Source organism: Paractinoplanes ferrugineus, assembly GCF_016862195.1.
Lineage (GTDB): Bacteria > Actinomycetota > Actinomycetes > Mycobacteriales > Micromonosporaceae > Actinoplanes > Actinoplanes ferrugineus.
Window position 1 is genome coordinate 13,347 of record NZ_BOMM01000095.1, and the last position, 16,541, is coordinate 29,887.

The following is a 16,541-nucleotide window of genomic DNA, read 5'->3' on the forward strand; positions in this document are numbered from 1 at the left end:
CGGACGGTCACCGCCGCCTGATCACGGCGTCTGCTACGACGCTGGGTGATCGATATCCAGCGAGACAGGTCCGGGCTTACCTGGTTCCGGCAGTGCCACCTTCAGGGCAACACCCGCGCGTAGCCTGCAGGCGTGGAGACCGAGATCGGCGCGTTCCTGCGCACCCGGCGTGACCGGATCACTCCCACCCAGGTAGGGCTACCGGCGGGAGTCACACGGCGGCGCGTGCCGGGACTTCGACGTGAGGAACTGGCCCTGCTCGCCGGCGTGAGCCCGGACTATTACGTCCGGCTCGAGCAGGGTCGTACCTCGCACGTGTCCGACCAGGTGCTGCACGCGGTTGCGCGGGCTCTTTCCTTGTCGGAGGAGGAGACCGAGCACCTTCGCAACCTCGCTCGTCCCGCAGATGCGGCCGGACCGACCGGCCCGCGGACCCCGGCGAACTTCGCGGATGATCCACTGGTTCGCCTCGTGGATGTCATGGCCGGTGCGCCCACGATGCTGCTCGACGTCCGCATGGACATCGTCGCGGCCAACGCCGCCGCCGAGGCGGTGTTCGAGGTGACCCGCATGGCCCAGCCGCCCAACTCGGCGCGGCAGCTGTTCCTCGTACCCGAGGCACGGGCGCGCTACGCGAACTGGGACGCGGCCGCCGACGAGGTCGTCGCGCACCTGCGGCTCATGACCGGACGCCGGCCGCACGACGCGCGACTGACGTCGCTCATCGGAGAGCTCGCCATTCACAGCGAGGAATTCCGGCAGCTGTGGAGCAAGGGAGAGGTACGAGAGAAACGCGCCGGGGTCGTGCAACTGCTCCACCCCGTTGCGGGTCCGCTCGAGTTCGACTATCAGATGCTCACCGTGCCCGCCCGCCCCGACCGTGTCCTGCTCACCTACCTGCCCCGGGTGGACTCACCCACCGCTGAAGCGCTGCAGGTGCTGCTCAGCTGGGTCGCACCAGCAGAACCGATCACCACTGCCTGACGTATCCGAGAGCCGCTCCCGCCGGGTCAGCTCCCCGGCCGGTGGGCAGCGTGAGGATCATGGTGAGTCCGCCGCCGGGGGTGTGGTCCGGGAGCAGGGTGCCGCCCATGGCTTCGGTGAGGCCGCGGGACAGGGCGAGGCCGAGGCCGACGCCGGTGTGGTTGTCGCGGTCGCCGAGGCGCTGGAAGGGTAGGAAGACGTCGTCCCAGCGGTCCTCGGGGATACCGGCGCCGTGGTCGATGATGCGCAGTTCGAGGGTGTCACCGAGGGTGCTGGCGGTCACCACCGGTGGCTGCCCGGCGGGGCTGTACCGCAGGGCGTTGGTGACCAGGTTGACGAGGATCTGCTGGAGCAGGCCGGGATCGGCGTGCACGGGCGGCAGGTCGTCCGGGATGTGCACGGCGACCTCGCGGCCGTCCGGGCCCAGTTCGTCGAGGGCGCGCGGGACGATGTCCTCGGCGCCCAGGTCGACGGCGTCGACGCCGAGGGCGCCCGCCTGCAGCCGGCTCATGTCGAGCAGGTTGGTGACCAGCCGGACGAGGCGGTCGAGCGATTCGTCGGCGGTGGCCAGCAGTTCCCGGCGGTCGTCCTCGTCGAACTCGACCTCGTCGCTGCGCAGGCCGGCCACCGCCGCCTTGGCCGAGGCGAGCGGGGTGCGCAGGTCGTGGCTGACCGCGGCGAGCAGGGCGGTCCGCATCCGGTCGGCTTCGGCCAGGGGCTTGGCCGCGGCGGCCTCGGCCGCGAGCCGTTCCTGGCGCAGGGCGATCGTGGCCTGGGCGGCGAACGCCTCGACGATGCGCCGGTCGGAGGCCTCGAGCGGACGGCCGCACAGCAGCATGGTCGTGGTGTCGTCGACCTTGACCTCCACGTCGGCGTCCCGGGCCACGGTGCACGCCTCCCCCACGCCGGCCACGACCACCCCGGAGTCGAGCAGGGTGACCGAGTCCAGGGTGAACGTCTCGCGGAGACGGTCGAGCAGGGCCGTCAGCGGTCGCTCGCCGCGCAGCACACCACCGGCGACGGTGGCGAGGATCTGCGCGTCGGCACTGGCCTGGGCGGCCTGCCGGGTCTTGCGGGCGGCGGTGTCGACGACCCAGCTGACGGCGATCGCGACGACCACGAAGATCGCGAGGGCGAGCAGGTTGTCGCCCTCGGCGATGGTGAAGCGACCGACCGGGGGTGTGAAGAAGTAGTTGAGCAGCAGCGATCCGGCGACCGCCGCGAGCAGGGCCGGTCCCAGGCCACCGATGAGTGACACCCCGACGACCGCGGCCAGGAACACCAGGATGTCGTTGGTCAGCGACAGCGACGGCCCGGCCCGCAGCAGAGCGGTCAGGGCCGGCAGCCCGGCCAGCGTGGCGACGAAACCGGCGATGCGTCGGCGGCGGGAGAGGGCGGCCGGCAGGCGGCGGGCCCGGCGGCCCTGTGCGGCGCGTTCGTGGGTGACGAGGTGGACGTCGATGCTGCCGGACAGGGCGGTGGTGGTGACGCCGACCCCGGCCGAGAAGAGCTGGGCGAGTTTGCCGCGGCTGGACGCGCCGAGCACGATCTGGGTGGCGTTGACGGCGGTGGCGAAGTCGAGCAGGGCCCGCGGGACGTCGGCCCCGAGGACCTGGTGGTAGGTGCCGCCGAGGCTCTCGGTGAGCACCCGTTGCCGGGCGAGCACGGCGGGGTCGGCGCCGGTGAGTCCGTCGTCGCGGGTGACGTGCACGGCCATCAGGTCGGCACCCTTGTCCCGGGCCGCGATCCGGGCCGCCCGGCGGATCAGCGTGTCGCCCTCCGGGCCGCCGGTGAGGGCGACGACGACGCGTTCCCGGGTCTCCCACGTCTTGTTGATCTTGTGGGCGGTGCGGTACTTGTCGAGCTGGTCCTCGACCTTGTCGGCGAGCCAGAGCAGGGCCAGCTCGCGCAGGGCGGTGAGGTTGCCGGTGCGGAAGTAGTTGCCGAGCGCGGCGTCGATCTTCTCCGGCCGGTAGATGTTGCCGTGGGCCATCCGGCGGCGCAGCGCCTCCGGGGTCATGTCGACCAGTTCGACCTGTTCGGCGGCGCGGACGGCGGCGTCCGGCACGGTTTCCCGTTGTTCGACGCCGGTGATCTGGGCGACGACGTCGTTCAGCGATTCCAGGTGCTGCACGTTGACCGTGCTCAGCACGTCGATCCCGGCGTCCAGCAGGCTCTGCACGTCCTGCCAGCGCTTGGCGTGCTTGGCGCCGGGAACGTTGGTGTGGGCGAGTTCGTCGACCACCGCCAGTTCCGGCTTGCGGGCCAGCACGGCGTCCAGGTCCATCTCGGTGAACCGCGCGCCGCGATAGGTCTCGGTGCGACGCGGCACGATCTCGAGGTCGGCGAGCATCGCCTCGGTGTGCTTGCGCCCATGGGTCTCGACGAAGGCGACGACCACGTCGGTGCCGCGCTCGGCGCGCCGGTGCGCCTCCTCCAACATGGTGTACGTCTTACCGACGCCCGGGGCGGCGCCGAGGAAGATCCGTAGTTCGCCGCGTGCCATCTCGGTGCCGCCCTTCTCTCGTCGGACTTACTTCTGCTGGTCGAGGGCGATGTTGAGGTCGAGCACGTCGACCCCGGGCTCGCCCATGAAGCCGAGGGCACGGCCGTCGGTGTGCTCCTTGACCAGGGCCCGGACCGTGGCCTCGGGCAGGCCGCGTTCCCGGGCGATCCGGGGCACCTGCAACGCGGCGTAGGCCGGGCTGATGTCCGGGTCGAGGCCGCTGGCGCCGGCGGTGACGGCGTCGGACGGCACCACCGGGTGGGCCGGCGCGGTGCCCCGGACCGGGGTGATGATCCCGCCGAGAGCCTGATAGTCCTCCCCGTTGCTCGCCGGTTCAACGGGGACACCGTCGTAGCTGCCGACGAACGGCGTGCCGGTCTGGTTGACCGACACGACCCGGGTGACCGGGCCGGTCAGCCCGTCGCGGTGGAAGACCGCGAGGACGGCGCCGACACCGTCGGCGGTGCAGTACGGCCGGCTGCCGTCGACCCCCTCCAGTTCCCCGATCGCCAGGCTGCGCGCGCAGACCTGGGTGAGCAGGCTCTGCTTGGCGTCGTCGGGGTTGGCCGACAGCGTGTCCACGACACTTTCCGGGCCGAGGTTGCTGGCCGAGGTGGCGGTGGGGTCGTAGCCGTCGCCGGCCGCCGACGGCCGGCTCTGGAAGTACTCGGCGATCGGGTTGCCGTCCTTGTCGGTGAAGGACTGGCCGATCAGGCTGCTGCCCACGGTGGTGTCGCCCACGGTGACCAGCGAGCCGTCGGCGCGGTGGTCGAGGCCGGGCAGCCGGCCGATGGCGACCAGCGCGAGCGGGTAGGCCAGGCCGAGCAGCACGGTGAAGACGAGCAGGGTGCGCAGGGCGGCGAGGTGTTGGGAGAGCCAGCTGGGAAGACGCATGGTGATCAGATCCCGGGGATGAACTGGATGAGCAGGTCGATGAGCTTGATGCCGAGGAACGGGGCGATGACGCCGCCCAGGCCGTAGACGAGCAGGTTGCGGCGCAGCAGCGCGCTCGCGCTCGACGGGGTGTAGCGCACCCCGCGCAGGGCGAGCGGGATCAGCGCCACGATGACCAGCGCGTTGAAGATGACCGCGGACAGGATCGCCGAGCCCGGCGAGTGCAGCCGCATCACGTTCAGGGTGTCGAGGCCCGGGTAGACCCCGGCGAACATGGCCGGGATGATCGCGAAGTACTTGGCGATGTCGTTGGTGATCGAGAAGGTGGTGAGGGCGCCACGGGTGATCAGCAACTGCTTGCCGATCTCCACGATCTCGATGAGCTTGGTCGGGTCGGAGTCGAGGTCGACCATGTTGCCGGCCTCCTTGGCGGCCGACGTACCGGTGTTCATCGCGACCCCGACGTCGGCCTGGGCCAGGGCGGGCGCATCGTTGGTGCCGTCGCCGGTCATCGCGACCAGCCGGCCGCCCTCCTGTTCCCGACGGATGTACGCGAGCTTGTCCTCCGGGGTGGCCTCGGCCAGGAAGTCGTCCACTCCGGCCTCGTCGGCGATCGCCTTGGCCGTACGCGGGTTGTCGCCGGTGATCATCACGGTCCGGATGCCCATCTTGCGCATCTCGTCGAACCGGGCCCGCATGCCCGCCTTGACGACGTCCTTGAGGTGGATCACCCCGAGGGCCCGGGCCGGCCGGCCGGCCACGAGCTCGGCGACGACGAGCGGGGTGCCGCCGGTGCCGCTTATCGTGTCGACGATCTCGCCGACCTCGGCGGTGGGATCACCGCCGTTGTCGCGCACCCACTTCAGGACGGCCGCGGCCGCACCCTTGCGCACCTGCCGGTCGCCGATGTCCACCCCGCTCATCCGGGTCTGCGCGGTGAACGGCACGAAGGTGGCGTCGGTCATCAGGCCGGGTTCGCGCTCGCGCAGCCCGAACTCGTTCTTGGCCAGGACGACCACCGAGCGCCCCTCCGGGGTCTCGTCGGCGAGACTGGACAACTGGGCGGCGTCGGCGAGGCCGGCCGCGGTGACGCCGTCGACCGGGACGAACTCGGCGGCCTGCCGGTTGCCGAGGGTGATCGTGCCGGTCTTGTCGAGCAGCAGCGTGTTGACGTCACCGGCGGCCTCGACCGCGCGGCCCGACATGGCGAGCACGTTGCGCTGGACGAGCCGGTCCATGCCGGCGATGCCGATCGCGCTCAGCAGCGCCCCGATGGTCGTCGGGATCAGGCAGACGATCAGCGAGACCAGCACGATCCCGGTGACGCCGTGGGCGTTGATGGCCTGGGTGTCCGGGGCCGCCGCCTGCCAGGCCTTGGCGTAGATGGCCAGCGGCTGCAGTGTGACCACCGAGAGCAGGAAGATGATCGTGAGCGCGGCGAGCAGGATGTTCAGCGCGATCTCGTTCGGGGTCTTCTGCCGGTTGGCCCCCTCGACCAGGGCGATCATCCGGTCGACGAAGCTCTCCCCCGGCTTCTGGGTGATCCTGACGACGATCCGGTCGGAGAGCACCCTGGTGCCGCCGGTGACCGCCGAGCGGTCGCCGCCGGACTCCCGGATGACCGGGGCCGACTCGCCGGTGATGGCCGACTCGTCGACGCTGGCGATGCCCTCGACGACGTCGCCGTCGCCCGGGATGCTCTCGCCCGCCTCGACCACGACGGTGTCGCCCTGGCGCAGTTCCGGCGCGGGCACCCGCTCCTCGCGGCCGTCCTTGGTCAGCCGCCGGGCGATCATGTCCTGCTTGGACTGGCGCAGCGCGGCGGCCTGGGCCTTGCCGCGGCCCTCGGCGACGGCCTCGGCCAGGTTGGCGAAGACCACCGTGAGCCACAGCCAGCCGGTGATCGTCCAGGCCAGCACGCTCGGGTCGGTGATCGACAGGATCGTGGTGAAGACCGCGCCGATCTCGACGATGAGCATCACCGGGTTGTGCCACAGGGTGCGCGGGTCGAGCTTGCGCAGGGCGCCGGGCACCGAGCGCCACAGTTGCGCCGGGTCGAGCAGGCCGCCGCCGACACGGCGGTTGGCGGAGGTGGCGGCCGGCTGTCCGGCGGCCGGTTTTTCCAGGGTGGGGGTGGTCATGACAGGCCCTCCGCGATGGGTCCGAGAGCGAGAGCGGGCAGGAAGGTCAGCGCGACCAGGACCACGGTGACGCCGACGACCATTCCGACGAACAGGGGTTGGTGGGTGGGCAGGGTGCCCTCCGACTCGGGGACGGCCTTCTGCCGGGCCAGCGAGCCGGCCAGGGCGAGCACGAGCACCATCGGCAGGAAGCGGCCGAGCAGCATGGCGAGGCCCAGCGCGGTGTCCCACCACGGCGTGTTGACCGTGATGCCACCGAAGGCGGAGCCGTTGTTGTTGGCGGCGCTGGTGAACGCGTACAGGACCTCGGAGAGGCCGTGCGGCCCGGTGTTGAGCGCGGTGCTGTTGTTGCCGGTGGCGAAGGCCGCCGCCGCGCCGATCAGCACCAGCGCGGGGGTGATCAGGAAGTACAGCGAGGCGAGCTTCATCTCCCGGGCGCCGATCTTCTTGCCCAGGTACTCCGGGGTGCGCCCGACCATCAGGCCGGCCACGAAAACCGTGATGACCGCGAGGATCAGCAGCCCGTAGAGACCCGAACCGGTGCCGCCGGGCGCCACCTCACCGAGCATCATGTTGATCATCGGCATCATGCCGCCGAACGCGGTGTACGAGTCGTGGAACGAGTCCACCGCACCGGTCGAGGTGAGCGTGGTGGCCGCCGCGAAGGTCGCCGAGTTGGGCACCCCGAACCGGACCTCCTTGCCCTCCATGGCCGCACCGACCGCCTGCGGCACCGTGCCGGCGCCGTGCACCTCGAACCCGACGGTCAGCGCGATCGACGCGATCGCCAGCACGGCCATCACCGCGACGATGGCGTAACCCTGCCGGTTCTGGCCGACCATCCGGCCGAACACCCGCGGCAGGCTGAACGGGATCAGGAAGATCAGGAAGATCTCCAGCCAGTTGGTCCAGGTCGTCGGGTTCTCGAACGGGTGCGCCGAGTTGACGTTGTAGAAGCCGCCACCGTTCGTACCCAGCTCCTTGATGACCTCCTGGGAGGCCACCGGGCCGCCGGTGAGGTGCTGGGTGGCGCCGGTCAGCGTGGTCACGTCGACCCCACCGGACAGGTTCTGCACCATGCCGGCGATCATGAAGATGACCGCGAACAGCACCGCGACCGGCAGCAGGACGCGCAGCGTGATCCGGGTCAGGTCGACCCAGAAGTTGCCGAGAGTCGCCTGCTTGCGGGCGGCGAACCCGCGGATCAAGGCGACCGCGACGGCGATGCCGACGGCGGCGGAGACGAAGTTCTGCACCGCGAGGCCGGCCATCTGCACCAGGTGCCCGAGAGCGGACTCCCCCGCGTACGCCTGCCAGTTGGTGTTGGAGACGAAGCTGACCGCGGTGTTCCAGGAGACGTGCGCGTTCATCTTCGGCATGCCCAGCGCCAGCCAGAGCTTGTCCTGCACGCGCAGGAAGAGGTAGAGGAACAGCACCGAGACGGCGGAGAAGGCGAGCACGCTACGGGCGTAGACGCCCCAGGTCTGCTCGGCCTCGGGGTCGACGCCGACGAGGCGGTAGACGCCGCGCTCGACCCGGGCGTGCCGGGTGCCGGCGACCACCCGGTACATGTGGTCGCCGAACGGCCGGTAGACCGCGACCAGCGCGATCACCAGCGTGCTGACGAACAACCAGCCGGCCATCAGAACTTCTCCGGGAAGAGCAGGGCGACCACCATGAAGACGGTCAGCAGGACGGCCACGATCAGGCCGATGACGTTGACGGCGCTCACCAGCGTTCGACCGCCCGGATCAGCACGGTCAGCGCTGCGAACAGCACCACCGTGATCACGACGAACACGAGATCAGCCACGGAGTGACTCCTTGACGAGGAAAGCGAATGGGTTTCGTCGAGAAGCACAGCGCGCCGTGCTACCGGTTGTCATCGGCGTTGACGGGATGGCTACGCCGGCCCGGGCGATGTTGACGCCGTATTAACGCCGGCGGCCCGGCTCACGGCATTGCCCGGTGCCAGACTTCCCCCATGGCCGTCACGGAAAGCCCTGCCGCCCCGGAACGGCTCCGGAGCTGGCTGCTCAGCGGCCTCGCCGACCGGTCCCAGCAGCATCAGGGGCCGCACGCCCAGCCCCAGGAGGACAAGCCGCACTCCTGGTGGAAGGTCATGTGCCTGACCGGCGTGGACTACTTCTCCACCCTCGGCTACCAGCCCGGCATCGCCGCGCTCGCGGCCGGCGTGCTCTCCCCGATCGCCACCCTCGTGCTGATCCTGGTGACCGTCCTCGGCGCGCTGCCGGTCTACCGGCGGGTGGCGGCGGAGAGCCCGAACGGCGAGGGCTCGATCGCCATGCTGGTCAAGCTGCTCTCGTTCTGGAAGGGCAAGCTGTTCGTCCTGGTGCTGCTCGGCTTCGCGGCCACCGACTTCATCATCACCATCACCCTGTCCGCCGCGGACGCGACCGCCCACATCGACGAGAACCCGTTCTGGCCCGACTCCCTGCGCGGGCACGTCGTCCTGGTCACCCTGGTCCTGATCGCGTTGCTCGGCGCGGTCTTCCTCAAGGGCTTCACCGAGGCCATCGGCATCGCGGTCGGCCTGGTCGGGGTCTACCTGTTCCTGAACGTCATCGTCGTCGGCGACGGGCTGTGGCGGGTGGTCACCCACCCGCAGGCGGTCGGTGACTGGACCGACGCGCTGACCACCCAGCACGGCAACCCGGTGATGATGGTGGGCATCGCCCTGCTCGTCTTCCCCAAGCTGGCTCTCGGCCTGTCCGGCTTCGAGACCGGCGTGGCGGTCATGCCGCACATCACCGGCGCGCTCCCGGCGCGCATCCGCGGGGCGAAGCAGCTGCTCACCACGTCCGCCGGCATCATGAGCGTGTTCCTGATCAGCAGCAGTGTGGTGACCACCGTGCTGATCCCGCAGGACCAGTTCAGGTCCGGCGGCGAGGCCAACGGCCGCGCCCTGGCCTACCTCGCCCACGAGAACCTGGGCAGCGTGTTCGGCACGATCTACGACCTGTCGACCATCGCGATCCTCTGGTTCGCCGGCGCGTCGGCGATGGCCGGCCTGCTGAACCTCGTTCCGCGCTACCTCCCCAAGTTCGGCATGGCGCCGTCGTGGGCGCGGGCGGTCCGGCCGATGGTGCTCGTCTTCACCGGCACCGCTTTCCTCATCACCGTCGTCTTCAACGCCGACGTGGACGCCCAGGGCGGCGCCTACGCGACCGGCGTGCTCGTGCTGATCACCTCGGCGGCCACCGCGGTCACCCTGTCGGCGTGGCGGCGGCGCCAGCGCGGCCGCACCGCCGCCTTCGGCGTCATCGCGACGGTCTTCGTCTACACCACCATCGCCAACGTCGTCGAACGGCCGGACGGCGTGAAGATCGCCGCCTGCTTCATCGCCGCGATCCTGGCCGTCTCGTTGCTCTCCCGGCTCTACCGGGCGTTCGAACTGCGCGTCACCACCATCGACGCCGACGAGATCGCGCAGGGTTTCCTGCGCGAGTGCGGGCGCCGGCAGATCCGGCTCGTGGCCAACGAGCCGGACAGCCGCGACGCCCGCGAGTACAGCGACAAGATCGCGCAGATCCTTGCCGACAACGACATGGCCGACGACCGGGACGTGATCTTCGTCGAGGTCACGGTCAAGGACGCCTCGGACTTCGAAACCGAATTACACGTACGCGGTGAGGTCCTGCACCACCGCTACCGGGTGCTGTCGCTGGAGAGCTCGTCGGTGCCGAGCGCGATCGCCGCCCTGCTGCTGTGGATCCGCGACACCAGCAACCGGCGCCCGCACATCTATTTCGAGTGGACCGAGGGCAGCCCGATCGCCAACTTCGCCCGCTACCTGATCTTCGGCCAGGGCGAGGTGGCCCCGGTGACCCGCGAGATGATCCGCCAGGCCGAGCCGCAGCGCAGCCGCCGCCCGCACGTCCACGTCGGCTGACCGGCCGCCGCGGTCAGAAGTAGGTCCTGCCGGGTTCCCAGAAGTGCTCGCCGAACGAGTCCGGGGCCTGGCGGTATTCGAAGAGCATCGCCGGGGCGGCCCCGATGGTCACGTCCGGCGGCTGGTGCCCGCCCATGTGCTCGCCGGCGAGGACGTGCTTCCGGGCGCGGTCCCACGTGCTCGCCAGGCCCGTGCGAGCGCTCCCGCTGAGGCCCGCGACGGCCGGGCCGGTCGGGCACACCCGCTCCGCGATCAGCCGGCGGACGCGTGCGCCCGCCTCGCCGGGCAGGGCTTCGAGAAGCCTGATCGGAGGCGTCCGGGGCCGGACGACCCAGCGGTTCTTGACGTCGAGGTGGTTCACCCGGTCGGCCAGCCTCGGCTCGGTCCAGATCCCGGCGAGGGCGGTCACCGCCGACAGCACGAACGCGTACGCGAACCGCTCGTTGGCAGGCAGGGCCTTGACCTGGTCGTCCGCGGTGAAATCGGCGATGTACCAGGGCACGGTGAGCAGGTCGTGCAGCTTGCCCCGGCGATGATCGGGCCCGGTGCCGAGGGCGGCGGCCGGCACCCCGACCGTCGCCTGCCGGTCCGCGGCCGGGACGGATTTGCTGCTGGTCGGGAACTCGATGAACTGCTCGGAGTAGAGCACCTTCGTGCGGAACCCGTCGTACCAGTCGTCGGTCAGCGGCCGGCCCCCGCACTCCTCGATGCGCCAGATCACGGCCCGCAGTGCGCGCACTCGCCGCAGCCACCCCGGCGGGTCCTCCTTCTCGGTCGGGGTGGTGCGTAACTCGATGGTGTAGCGGCCGCTGGTCGTGCCCTCCTCCCCGATGTCCTTGGTGACTTCGACGAGCACCTCGTCGGTGGGCCGTTCGTGGCTCTCGTCCGGCTGGAAGGTCACGACGGCGAACACGGTGGGCCCGGTGGGCGGCATCAGCACCTTGACGCCCTGCAGCTCCTCCTCGGTGCCGATCGACGGACCGGTGAAGCTTTTCCTGTAGCGGTTGTGGCTGGCCTGTACCTCGTCGTCGGCAGTGCCGGGCGTCCTGGTCACGGGAGACTGGCTCATACGCCGCCTTTCACGCTGAACGGACCGTCATCGTATGGTCCGGTGGCCGACCGACCACAGACCTGTCACCAGGACGATGGACTGTCACCGCGGCCGACTGCGGGGGTCAGTCGCGGAGAAGCGCGAGGCGGTCGATGATCGGCCGTTGCAATTCCGGCGGCCAGGGGAACAGCGGTGTCGCCACCCTGAGCTGGGCCAATCCGTGCAGGCCCACCCACAGCGCGGTGGCGTCGGTGAACGGGTCGACGCTGGCCGACCGGCCCGCCGTGACGCAGTCGGCCAGCGCGCCGCGGATGAGGTCGAAGGCTCCCATGCCGAGCACGGCGAGTTCGTCGGTCAGGGCCGGGGCCTGGCGCCTCGCCTGTTCGGCGTTCCAGACCCCGCCGAACATGACGCGGTAGCGGTGCGGCTGACGCTCGGCGAAGGAGAGGTACGCCGCGCAGACCGCCCGCAGCCGATCGGCCGGGTCGGCGTCGCCGGGTTCGCCGAGTTCGCGTTCCAGGGCGGCGAACGCCTGCTGGGTGACCGCCAGCAGGATCGAGTCCACGTCGGGGAAGTGCAGATAGATCGCCGGCGCGGAGATGCCGGCCGCCCGGGCCACGGCGCGCAGGGTCACGGCGGGCGGCAGGCCCCCGTCGACGAGTTTCGCGGCCGCGCCGACGATCTCGTCGCGCAGGTGGGCGCCCTGGCCGCGCTTGTTGAGGGCCCGGCTTCTCGGTGTGGTCACCCCTATCACTTTACATGCGTTAACCAAGAGCGTAGGTTTACGACTGTAAAGCTAAGCCGTACCGATGAATGGAGTCGCCATGACCACCGTGACCGCCACCCACCTCGGCACCACCGCCCCGAGCCGCCGGGCCGACCGCGCCGGGCGCGGGCTCGCCGCCTTCGCGGCCCTCGCGACCAGTGGCGCGTTCGTCAACGGCGTCCTGATGACCATCAGCGCCCCCGACGACCGGCTCTTCGTCGAAGGCTGGCGGGTCTCCAGCTTCGCGATCTTCGCCGGGCTCTTCGCTCTGCTCGCGTTCCGGCCGCGCCGGTCGGCGGGCGTGTGGGAACTCCTGCTCGCCGGGAAGTCGGCTCTGGTGGTGTTCGGCGTGACGGCCGGCCGTGTGCCCGAGGCCCGGCCGGCCGCCGTCATCGACTTCGCCCTGGTCGTGGTCGTCGCGGCGGCCTACGTGCTGTGCCGTGGCTGGCTGGCCTGGCGCTCGACTCCGGCCGCCTGAGCGTCGCTCCGATGTGGGGCAAGCCTGCGGTGCCTACCCATCGCAGGGTGTGGCCGGCCGAGAGCGGCGTGGTGATACTCGCTTCATGGACAGCAGGCGACAGCTCGGAGAGTTCCTGCAGACCCGCCGGTCGCAACTGCGACCAGCGGATGTGGGACTGGCCGGATACGGCGACCGGAGGCGGGTCCCGGGCCTGCGCCGGGAGGAACTCGCCCGGCTGGCCGGGGTGAGCGCGTCCTACTACGCCCGGCTGGAACAGGGCTATTCGCTGAACGCGTCACCGGAGGTGCTCGACGCGATCGCCCGGGCGCTGCAACTCGACGAGGCGGAACGCCGCCACCTGCACGATCTGGCGGCCGGCAGCCGGATCCGCCCGGCGGCCCGGCGGTCGGCGCCGGAACGGCTGACGGCCGAGCTGGCGCAGCTGGTGGAGGCGATGGGACAGACACCGGTGCTGGTGCTGGGGCGGCACAGTGACGTGCTTGCCTGGAACAGGACGGGCCACGCGCTGTTCGCGGGGCACCTCGACCCGGCCGGCCCGGAGATCCCCCGGGGCCGGCCCAACATGGCCCGGCTGGTCTTCCTGGACCAGCACACCCGCGAACTGTACGTCGATTGGGCGGCCAAGGCCCGGGCCGTGGTCGGCACCCTGCGCCTGGCGGCCGGGCAGCACCCGGGCGACCCGGCGCTCGCGGCCCTGGTCGGCGAGCTGACGGTCGGCAGTCCCGAGTTCGCCGAGATGTGGGCGGCGCACCGGGTCAAGACCGGCGGCGACGCCACCTACGAGATGCGCCATCCGCTGGTCGGCCTGCTGACCGTCACGCAGCAGGCACTGCGCACCGAACAGGGCCGCACGGTGGTGATCGCCACCACCGGAGCCGGTTCGCCGTCGCGGGAAGCGATGTCCCTGCTGGCCCACAGCACCGCGTTCGCCGCCGGCTCCCGACCGGCGCAACCGTCCCGGGTGCGGCCCGAGTAGAACCGCTCCCCCGTCCACCGATCACCTTTGCGCATTGCGTGCGGGCTTCCGCGCGCCCGAAACGATGGGGAAAAATGAACAAGAAAGCAATTTCGGCTCTCCTGGCCCTGGCCACGGCGGGCATCGTCGCCGCGTCGGTGACCGCCGCGTCCGCGAGCCCGGCTCCGGCGCCGGCCGGGGTCCACTTCGACTACGCGAAGGGCCAGCTGCCCGAGAACGTGGTCCTGGAACCCGAGGGAACCGCCGATCTCACGTTCGCCGCGGCTCGTCAGGTGGCCGCGGTCAGCCCGGCCGGCTCGGTCCGGATCTTGGCGACCATGCCGTTGCCGGCCGACGGCGGCGTGCACACCCCGGTCCTCGGCTTCGCGCTGACCACCGGCATCGACCGGGCCTCCGACGGCACCCTGTACTTCCTCTATGCCAGCGGCACCGCCGATCTGACCGGCGTGTGGCGGTTACGTCCCGGCGGAACCCCGCACCGGATCGCGGCGCTGCCCGCGGCCGGCCTGCCGAACGGGCTGGCCCTCGACGCACGCCACGGGATGCTCTACCTGACCGACTCCGTACTGGGCCGGATCATGCGCGTGCCGGTGGCCGGCGGCCGGGCGACCACCTGGGCCGCCGGGCCCGAACTCGCCGCCACCGGCTTCCTCGGCGCCAACGGCCTCAAGCTGCACGACGACGCGCTGTGGGCGAGCAACCTCGACCAGGGCACGCTGCTTCGGCTCCCGCTGCACCCCGGCCCCCGCGACGAGACGGTGCAGGTGAAGGCGACCGGCCTGAGCGGCATCGACGACTTCGCGTTCACCGGCTCCGGCGACGAGGTGCTCGCCGCCCGCGACGCACCCAACACCGTGGTGCGCATCCGGCCCGGCCACCCGGTGACCACCGTCCTGGACGGCGCCGACGGGCTGCAGAACCCGACCTCGGTCGCCCTGCGCGGCAACACCCTCTACGTGCTCAGCGCCGCCTACACCACCGCCACCGACCCCAACCTGCTGCTGGTCCGCGCACCGCGCCGGCTCTGAGAACGAGGAACGGAAACCATGAACGAGATCAAGCTCGGCGACGTAGCCATCATCCGGGTCGAGGAGATGCACGGCCCGATCATGCCCGCCGAGGCGTTCTTCCCGACGATGCCCGCCGAGGCGTGGCAGCGGCACGAGTCCGGGACCACCTGAGCCTGGACTACCTCGGCAACCTGGCCCGGGCCGGCGTACGCCCGGCGGACGTCGATCTGGTGGTCAACACGCACCTGCACGTCGACCACGTCGGCTGGAACACCCGCCTGGTGGACGGCGACTGGGTGCCGACGTTCCCGAACGCCACCTACCTGATGCCCCGGCCGGACTTCCTGTTCTGGGACCCGGCGAACAACGACAACCTCGCCGGGGGCGTCAACGAGAACGTCTTCGCGGACAGCGTCGCCCCGGTGCGGGCCGCCGGTCAGATCCAGCTCTGGGAGGGCAGCCACGCCATCGACGAGCATCTGCGCCTGGAGGCCGCCCCCGGGCACACGCCCGGCTCGAGCGTGCTCAAGCTGGACTCCGGCGGTTCCCGGGCGCTGTTCGCCGGCGACCTGATCCACACCCCGCTGCAGGTGCTGGAGGCCGGCCACAACAGTTGCTTCTGCGAGGACCCGGGTATCGCCGTTGCCACCCGCCGACGGCTGCTGAGCTGGGCCGCGGACCACCAGGCCCTCGTGCTGCCGGCCCACCTGAGCGGCCCCGGCGCGCTGGAGGTCGAGCACCGAGGCGACGCCTTCGCCATCTCGCGGTGGGCGCCTTTCACCCGGCTCTGAACGACCACCGCTCAGGAGACCCGCGATGGACATCGTCACCACGACCGGTCCGGTCCGGGGTCGCGACACCGCGTACGGCACGGCCTTCCACGGCGTGCCGTACGCGGCGGGCCCGACCGGCGCCGCCCGCTTCGCCGCCCCGAACCGCACGAGCCGCCGGCCGCCAAGAAAACTCGTCGCCCCCGCAATCCGACGACCTGACCACGGGCGGCGCTGGTCCAAAACTGCTTCACGTAATCAAGAAGGCGGCCCGGCTACGCCGGGCCGCGCGCACGCGCTACAGGCCTACGGCCCCGCGCGCACGCCCGTAACAGCCGAACGCCGGAAGGACGCGGAGGCCGTGGCTTCCCGCTCGCAAGGACAAGCGAATCCATCGCACTGAGCCGCCGGGTCGCACATCGACATACATTGATGCCAGTGCAGCATTGACGGCAACCGTGACGGCAACCCTCGCACGCGAGGACAGACGCCGTCGCACGTACGTCACGGAGCGTTACTGCACGCGCCAGCGAGCGCGTCGATATCGGCGCGCCAGACTGGGTGATTCACTCCATGGAATCGCCGCATCAAGTAGTCCGAGATGCGTCGCTGACGTGAAGTCCAGCCACCAGCGCTAGCCACCTGACCGCCTCAAACGGGATCGGGTCGTCGTCATGCTCCAGATGGACCGTGAGGCGACCGCCGCTGTCATCGACAAGGACCTCGTCGACACTCCAGACTTCGTTATCCGGGAGAACCAATGGATCCAATTCGAAGCAGTCCAGCCAGATTCCCGCTCGAATGCGAGCGGATCAGAGGAGGCCTGCCATTGAACGAGCCATGCCTCGTTCTCCTCGGCCGTGCGTTCCGGCACAAACGCGCGAGTCAGCCACTCAGGAGCCTCCTGAACCAGGTCTTCCGGAGTTGCGTCACCGTGATCCTTGAGCCACAAGAGGAGATCAGCCGTTTCTCGAACTCGCCCACCCCGACCCTCCGGAGACAGCAGGTCAATGCCCGTTCTCATCTATACATCCCTACCGTTTCCGATTT

15 protein-coding genes are annotated in these 16,541 nt (G+C 70.6%); 7 read left to right on the plus strand and 8 right to left on the minus strand.

Annotation, left to right across the window (positions count from 1 at the left end):
• Positions 1–132 precede the first annotated feature (132 nt).
• Positions 133–984 (plus strand): helix-turn-helix transcriptional regulator, encoded by an 852-nt coding sequence (locus Afe05nite_RS42330; protein WP_203822999.1) that lies wholly within the window; start codon positions 133–135, stop codon positions 982–984.
• Here Afe05nite_RS42330 and Afe05nite_RS42335 read toward each other — a convergent pair.
• Genes Afe05nite_RS42335 through Afe05nite_RS44795 form a run of 6 tightly spaced genes read right to left on the minus strand, consistent with a single transcriptional unit; the run spans position 971 to position 8,385 of the window.
• The gene (locus Afe05nite_RS42335; protein ID WP_203823000.1) at positions 971–3,490 is read right to left on the minus strand and encodes a sensor histidine kinase; all 2,520 of its coding nucleotides are present in this window, start codon (positions 3,488–3,490) and stop codon (positions 971–973) included. The genes Afe05nite_RS42330 and Afe05nite_RS42335 overlap by 14 nt on opposite strands.
• Before the next feature lie 27 nt (positions 3,491–3,517).
• Complete coding sequence (locus Afe05nite_RS42340) at positions 3,518–4,384, minus strand: potassium-transporting ATPase subunit C (RefSeq protein ID WP_203823001.1); 867 nt, start codon at positions 4,382–4,384, stop codon at positions 3,518–3,520.
• A 5-nt stretch (positions 4,385–4,389) separates the two neighbouring features.
• The gene (gene kdpB, locus Afe05nite_RS42345) at positions 4,390–6,525 is read right to left on the minus strand and encodes a potassium-transporting ATPase subunit KdpB (RefSeq protein ID WP_203823002.1); all 2,136 of its coding nucleotides are present in this window, start codon (positions 6,523–6,525) and stop codon (positions 4,390–4,392) included.
• Positions 6,522–8,168 (minus strand): potassium-transporting ATPase subunit KdpA, encoded by a 1,647-nt coding sequence (gene kdpA / locus Afe05nite_RS42350; RefSeq protein ID WP_203823003.1) that lies wholly within the window; start codon positions 8,166–8,168, stop codon positions 6,522–6,524. The genes kdpB and kdpA overlap by 4 nt, the downstream gene beginning before the upstream one ends.
• Positions 8,168–8,257 (minus strand): K(+)-transporting ATPase subunit F, encoded by a 90-nt coding sequence (kdpF, locus tag Afe05nite_RS42355; RefSeq protein ID WP_203823004.1) that lies wholly within the window; start codon positions 8,255–8,257, stop codon positions 8,168–8,170. The genes kdpA and kdpF overlap by 1 nt, the downstream gene beginning before the upstream one ends.
• A complete protein-coding gene (locus Afe05nite_RS44795) occupies positions 8,254–8,385 on the minus strand; it encodes a hypothetical protein (protein ID WP_275407554.1) in 132 nt (43 codons plus the stop codon). The genes kdpF and Afe05nite_RS44795 overlap by 4 nt, the downstream gene beginning before the upstream one ends.
• A gap of 123 nt (positions 8,386–8,508) precedes the next feature.
• On the opposite strand from Afe05nite_RS44795, the gene Afe05nite_RS42360 reads away from it, so the two are divergent.
• The gene (locus Afe05nite_RS42360; RefSeq protein ID WP_203823005.1) at positions 8,509–10,437 is read left to right on the plus strand and encodes an APC family permease; all 1,929 of its coding nucleotides are present in this window, start codon (positions 8,509–8,511) and stop codon (positions 10,435–10,437) included.
• 13 nt (positions 10,438–10,450) lie between these two features.
• On the opposite strand, the gene Afe05nite_RS42365 is transcribed toward Afe05nite_RS42360, so the two are convergent.
• A complete protein-coding gene (locus Afe05nite_RS42365; RefSeq protein WP_203823006.1) occupies positions 10,451–11,506 on the minus strand; it encodes a hypothetical protein in 1,056 nt (351 codons plus the stop codon).
• Positions 11,507–11,612: 106 nt separating this feature from the next.
• Positions 11,613–12,233, minus strand: a complete 621-nt coding sequence (locus Afe05nite_RS42370; RefSeq protein WP_203823007.1) for a TetR/AcrR family transcriptional regulator — start codon at positions 12,231–12,233, stop codon at positions 11,613–11,615.
• A 79-nt stretch (positions 12,234–12,312) separates the two neighbouring features.
• Here Afe05nite_RS42370 and Afe05nite_RS42375 point away from each other — a divergent pair, with 79 nt between their 5' ends.
• From Afe05nite_RS42375 to Afe05nite_RS42390, 5 genes are all read left to right on the plus strand, one after another.
• Positions 12,313–12,732, plus strand: coding sequence for a hypothetical protein (locus Afe05nite_RS42375; protein WP_203823008.1), 420 nt, complete (start codon positions 12,313–12,315; stop codon positions 12,730–12,732).
• Between the two features lie 85 nt (positions 12,733–12,817).
• Positions 12,818–13,711 (plus strand): helix-turn-helix domain-containing protein, encoded by an 894-nt coding sequence (locus tag Afe05nite_RS42380; protein ID WP_203823009.1) that lies wholly within the window; start codon positions 12,818–12,820, stop codon positions 13,709–13,711.
• A gap of 74 nt (positions 13,712–13,785) precedes the next feature.
• Positions 13,786–14,739, plus strand: coding sequence for an SMP-30/gluconolactonase/LRE family protein (locus Afe05nite_RS42385; protein WP_203823010.1), 954 nt, complete (start codon positions 13,786–13,788; stop codon positions 14,737–14,739).
• A gap of 18 nt (positions 14,740–14,757) precedes the next feature.
• On the plus strand, positions 14,758–14,892 hold the full coding sequence (locus Afe05nite_RS44800; protein ID WP_275407555.1) for a hypothetical protein: 135 nt from the start codon (positions 14,758–14,760) through the stop codon (positions 14,890–14,892).
• Positions 14,862–15,512, plus strand: coding sequence for an MBL fold metallo-hydrolase (locus tag Afe05nite_RS42390; protein WP_203823011.1), 651 nt, complete (start codon positions 14,862–14,864; stop codon positions 15,510–15,512). Before Afe05nite_RS44800 ends, Afe05nite_RS42390 begins: the two co-directional genes overlap by 31 nt.
• The last annotated feature ends 1,029 nt before the right edge of the window (positions 15,513–16,541 follow it).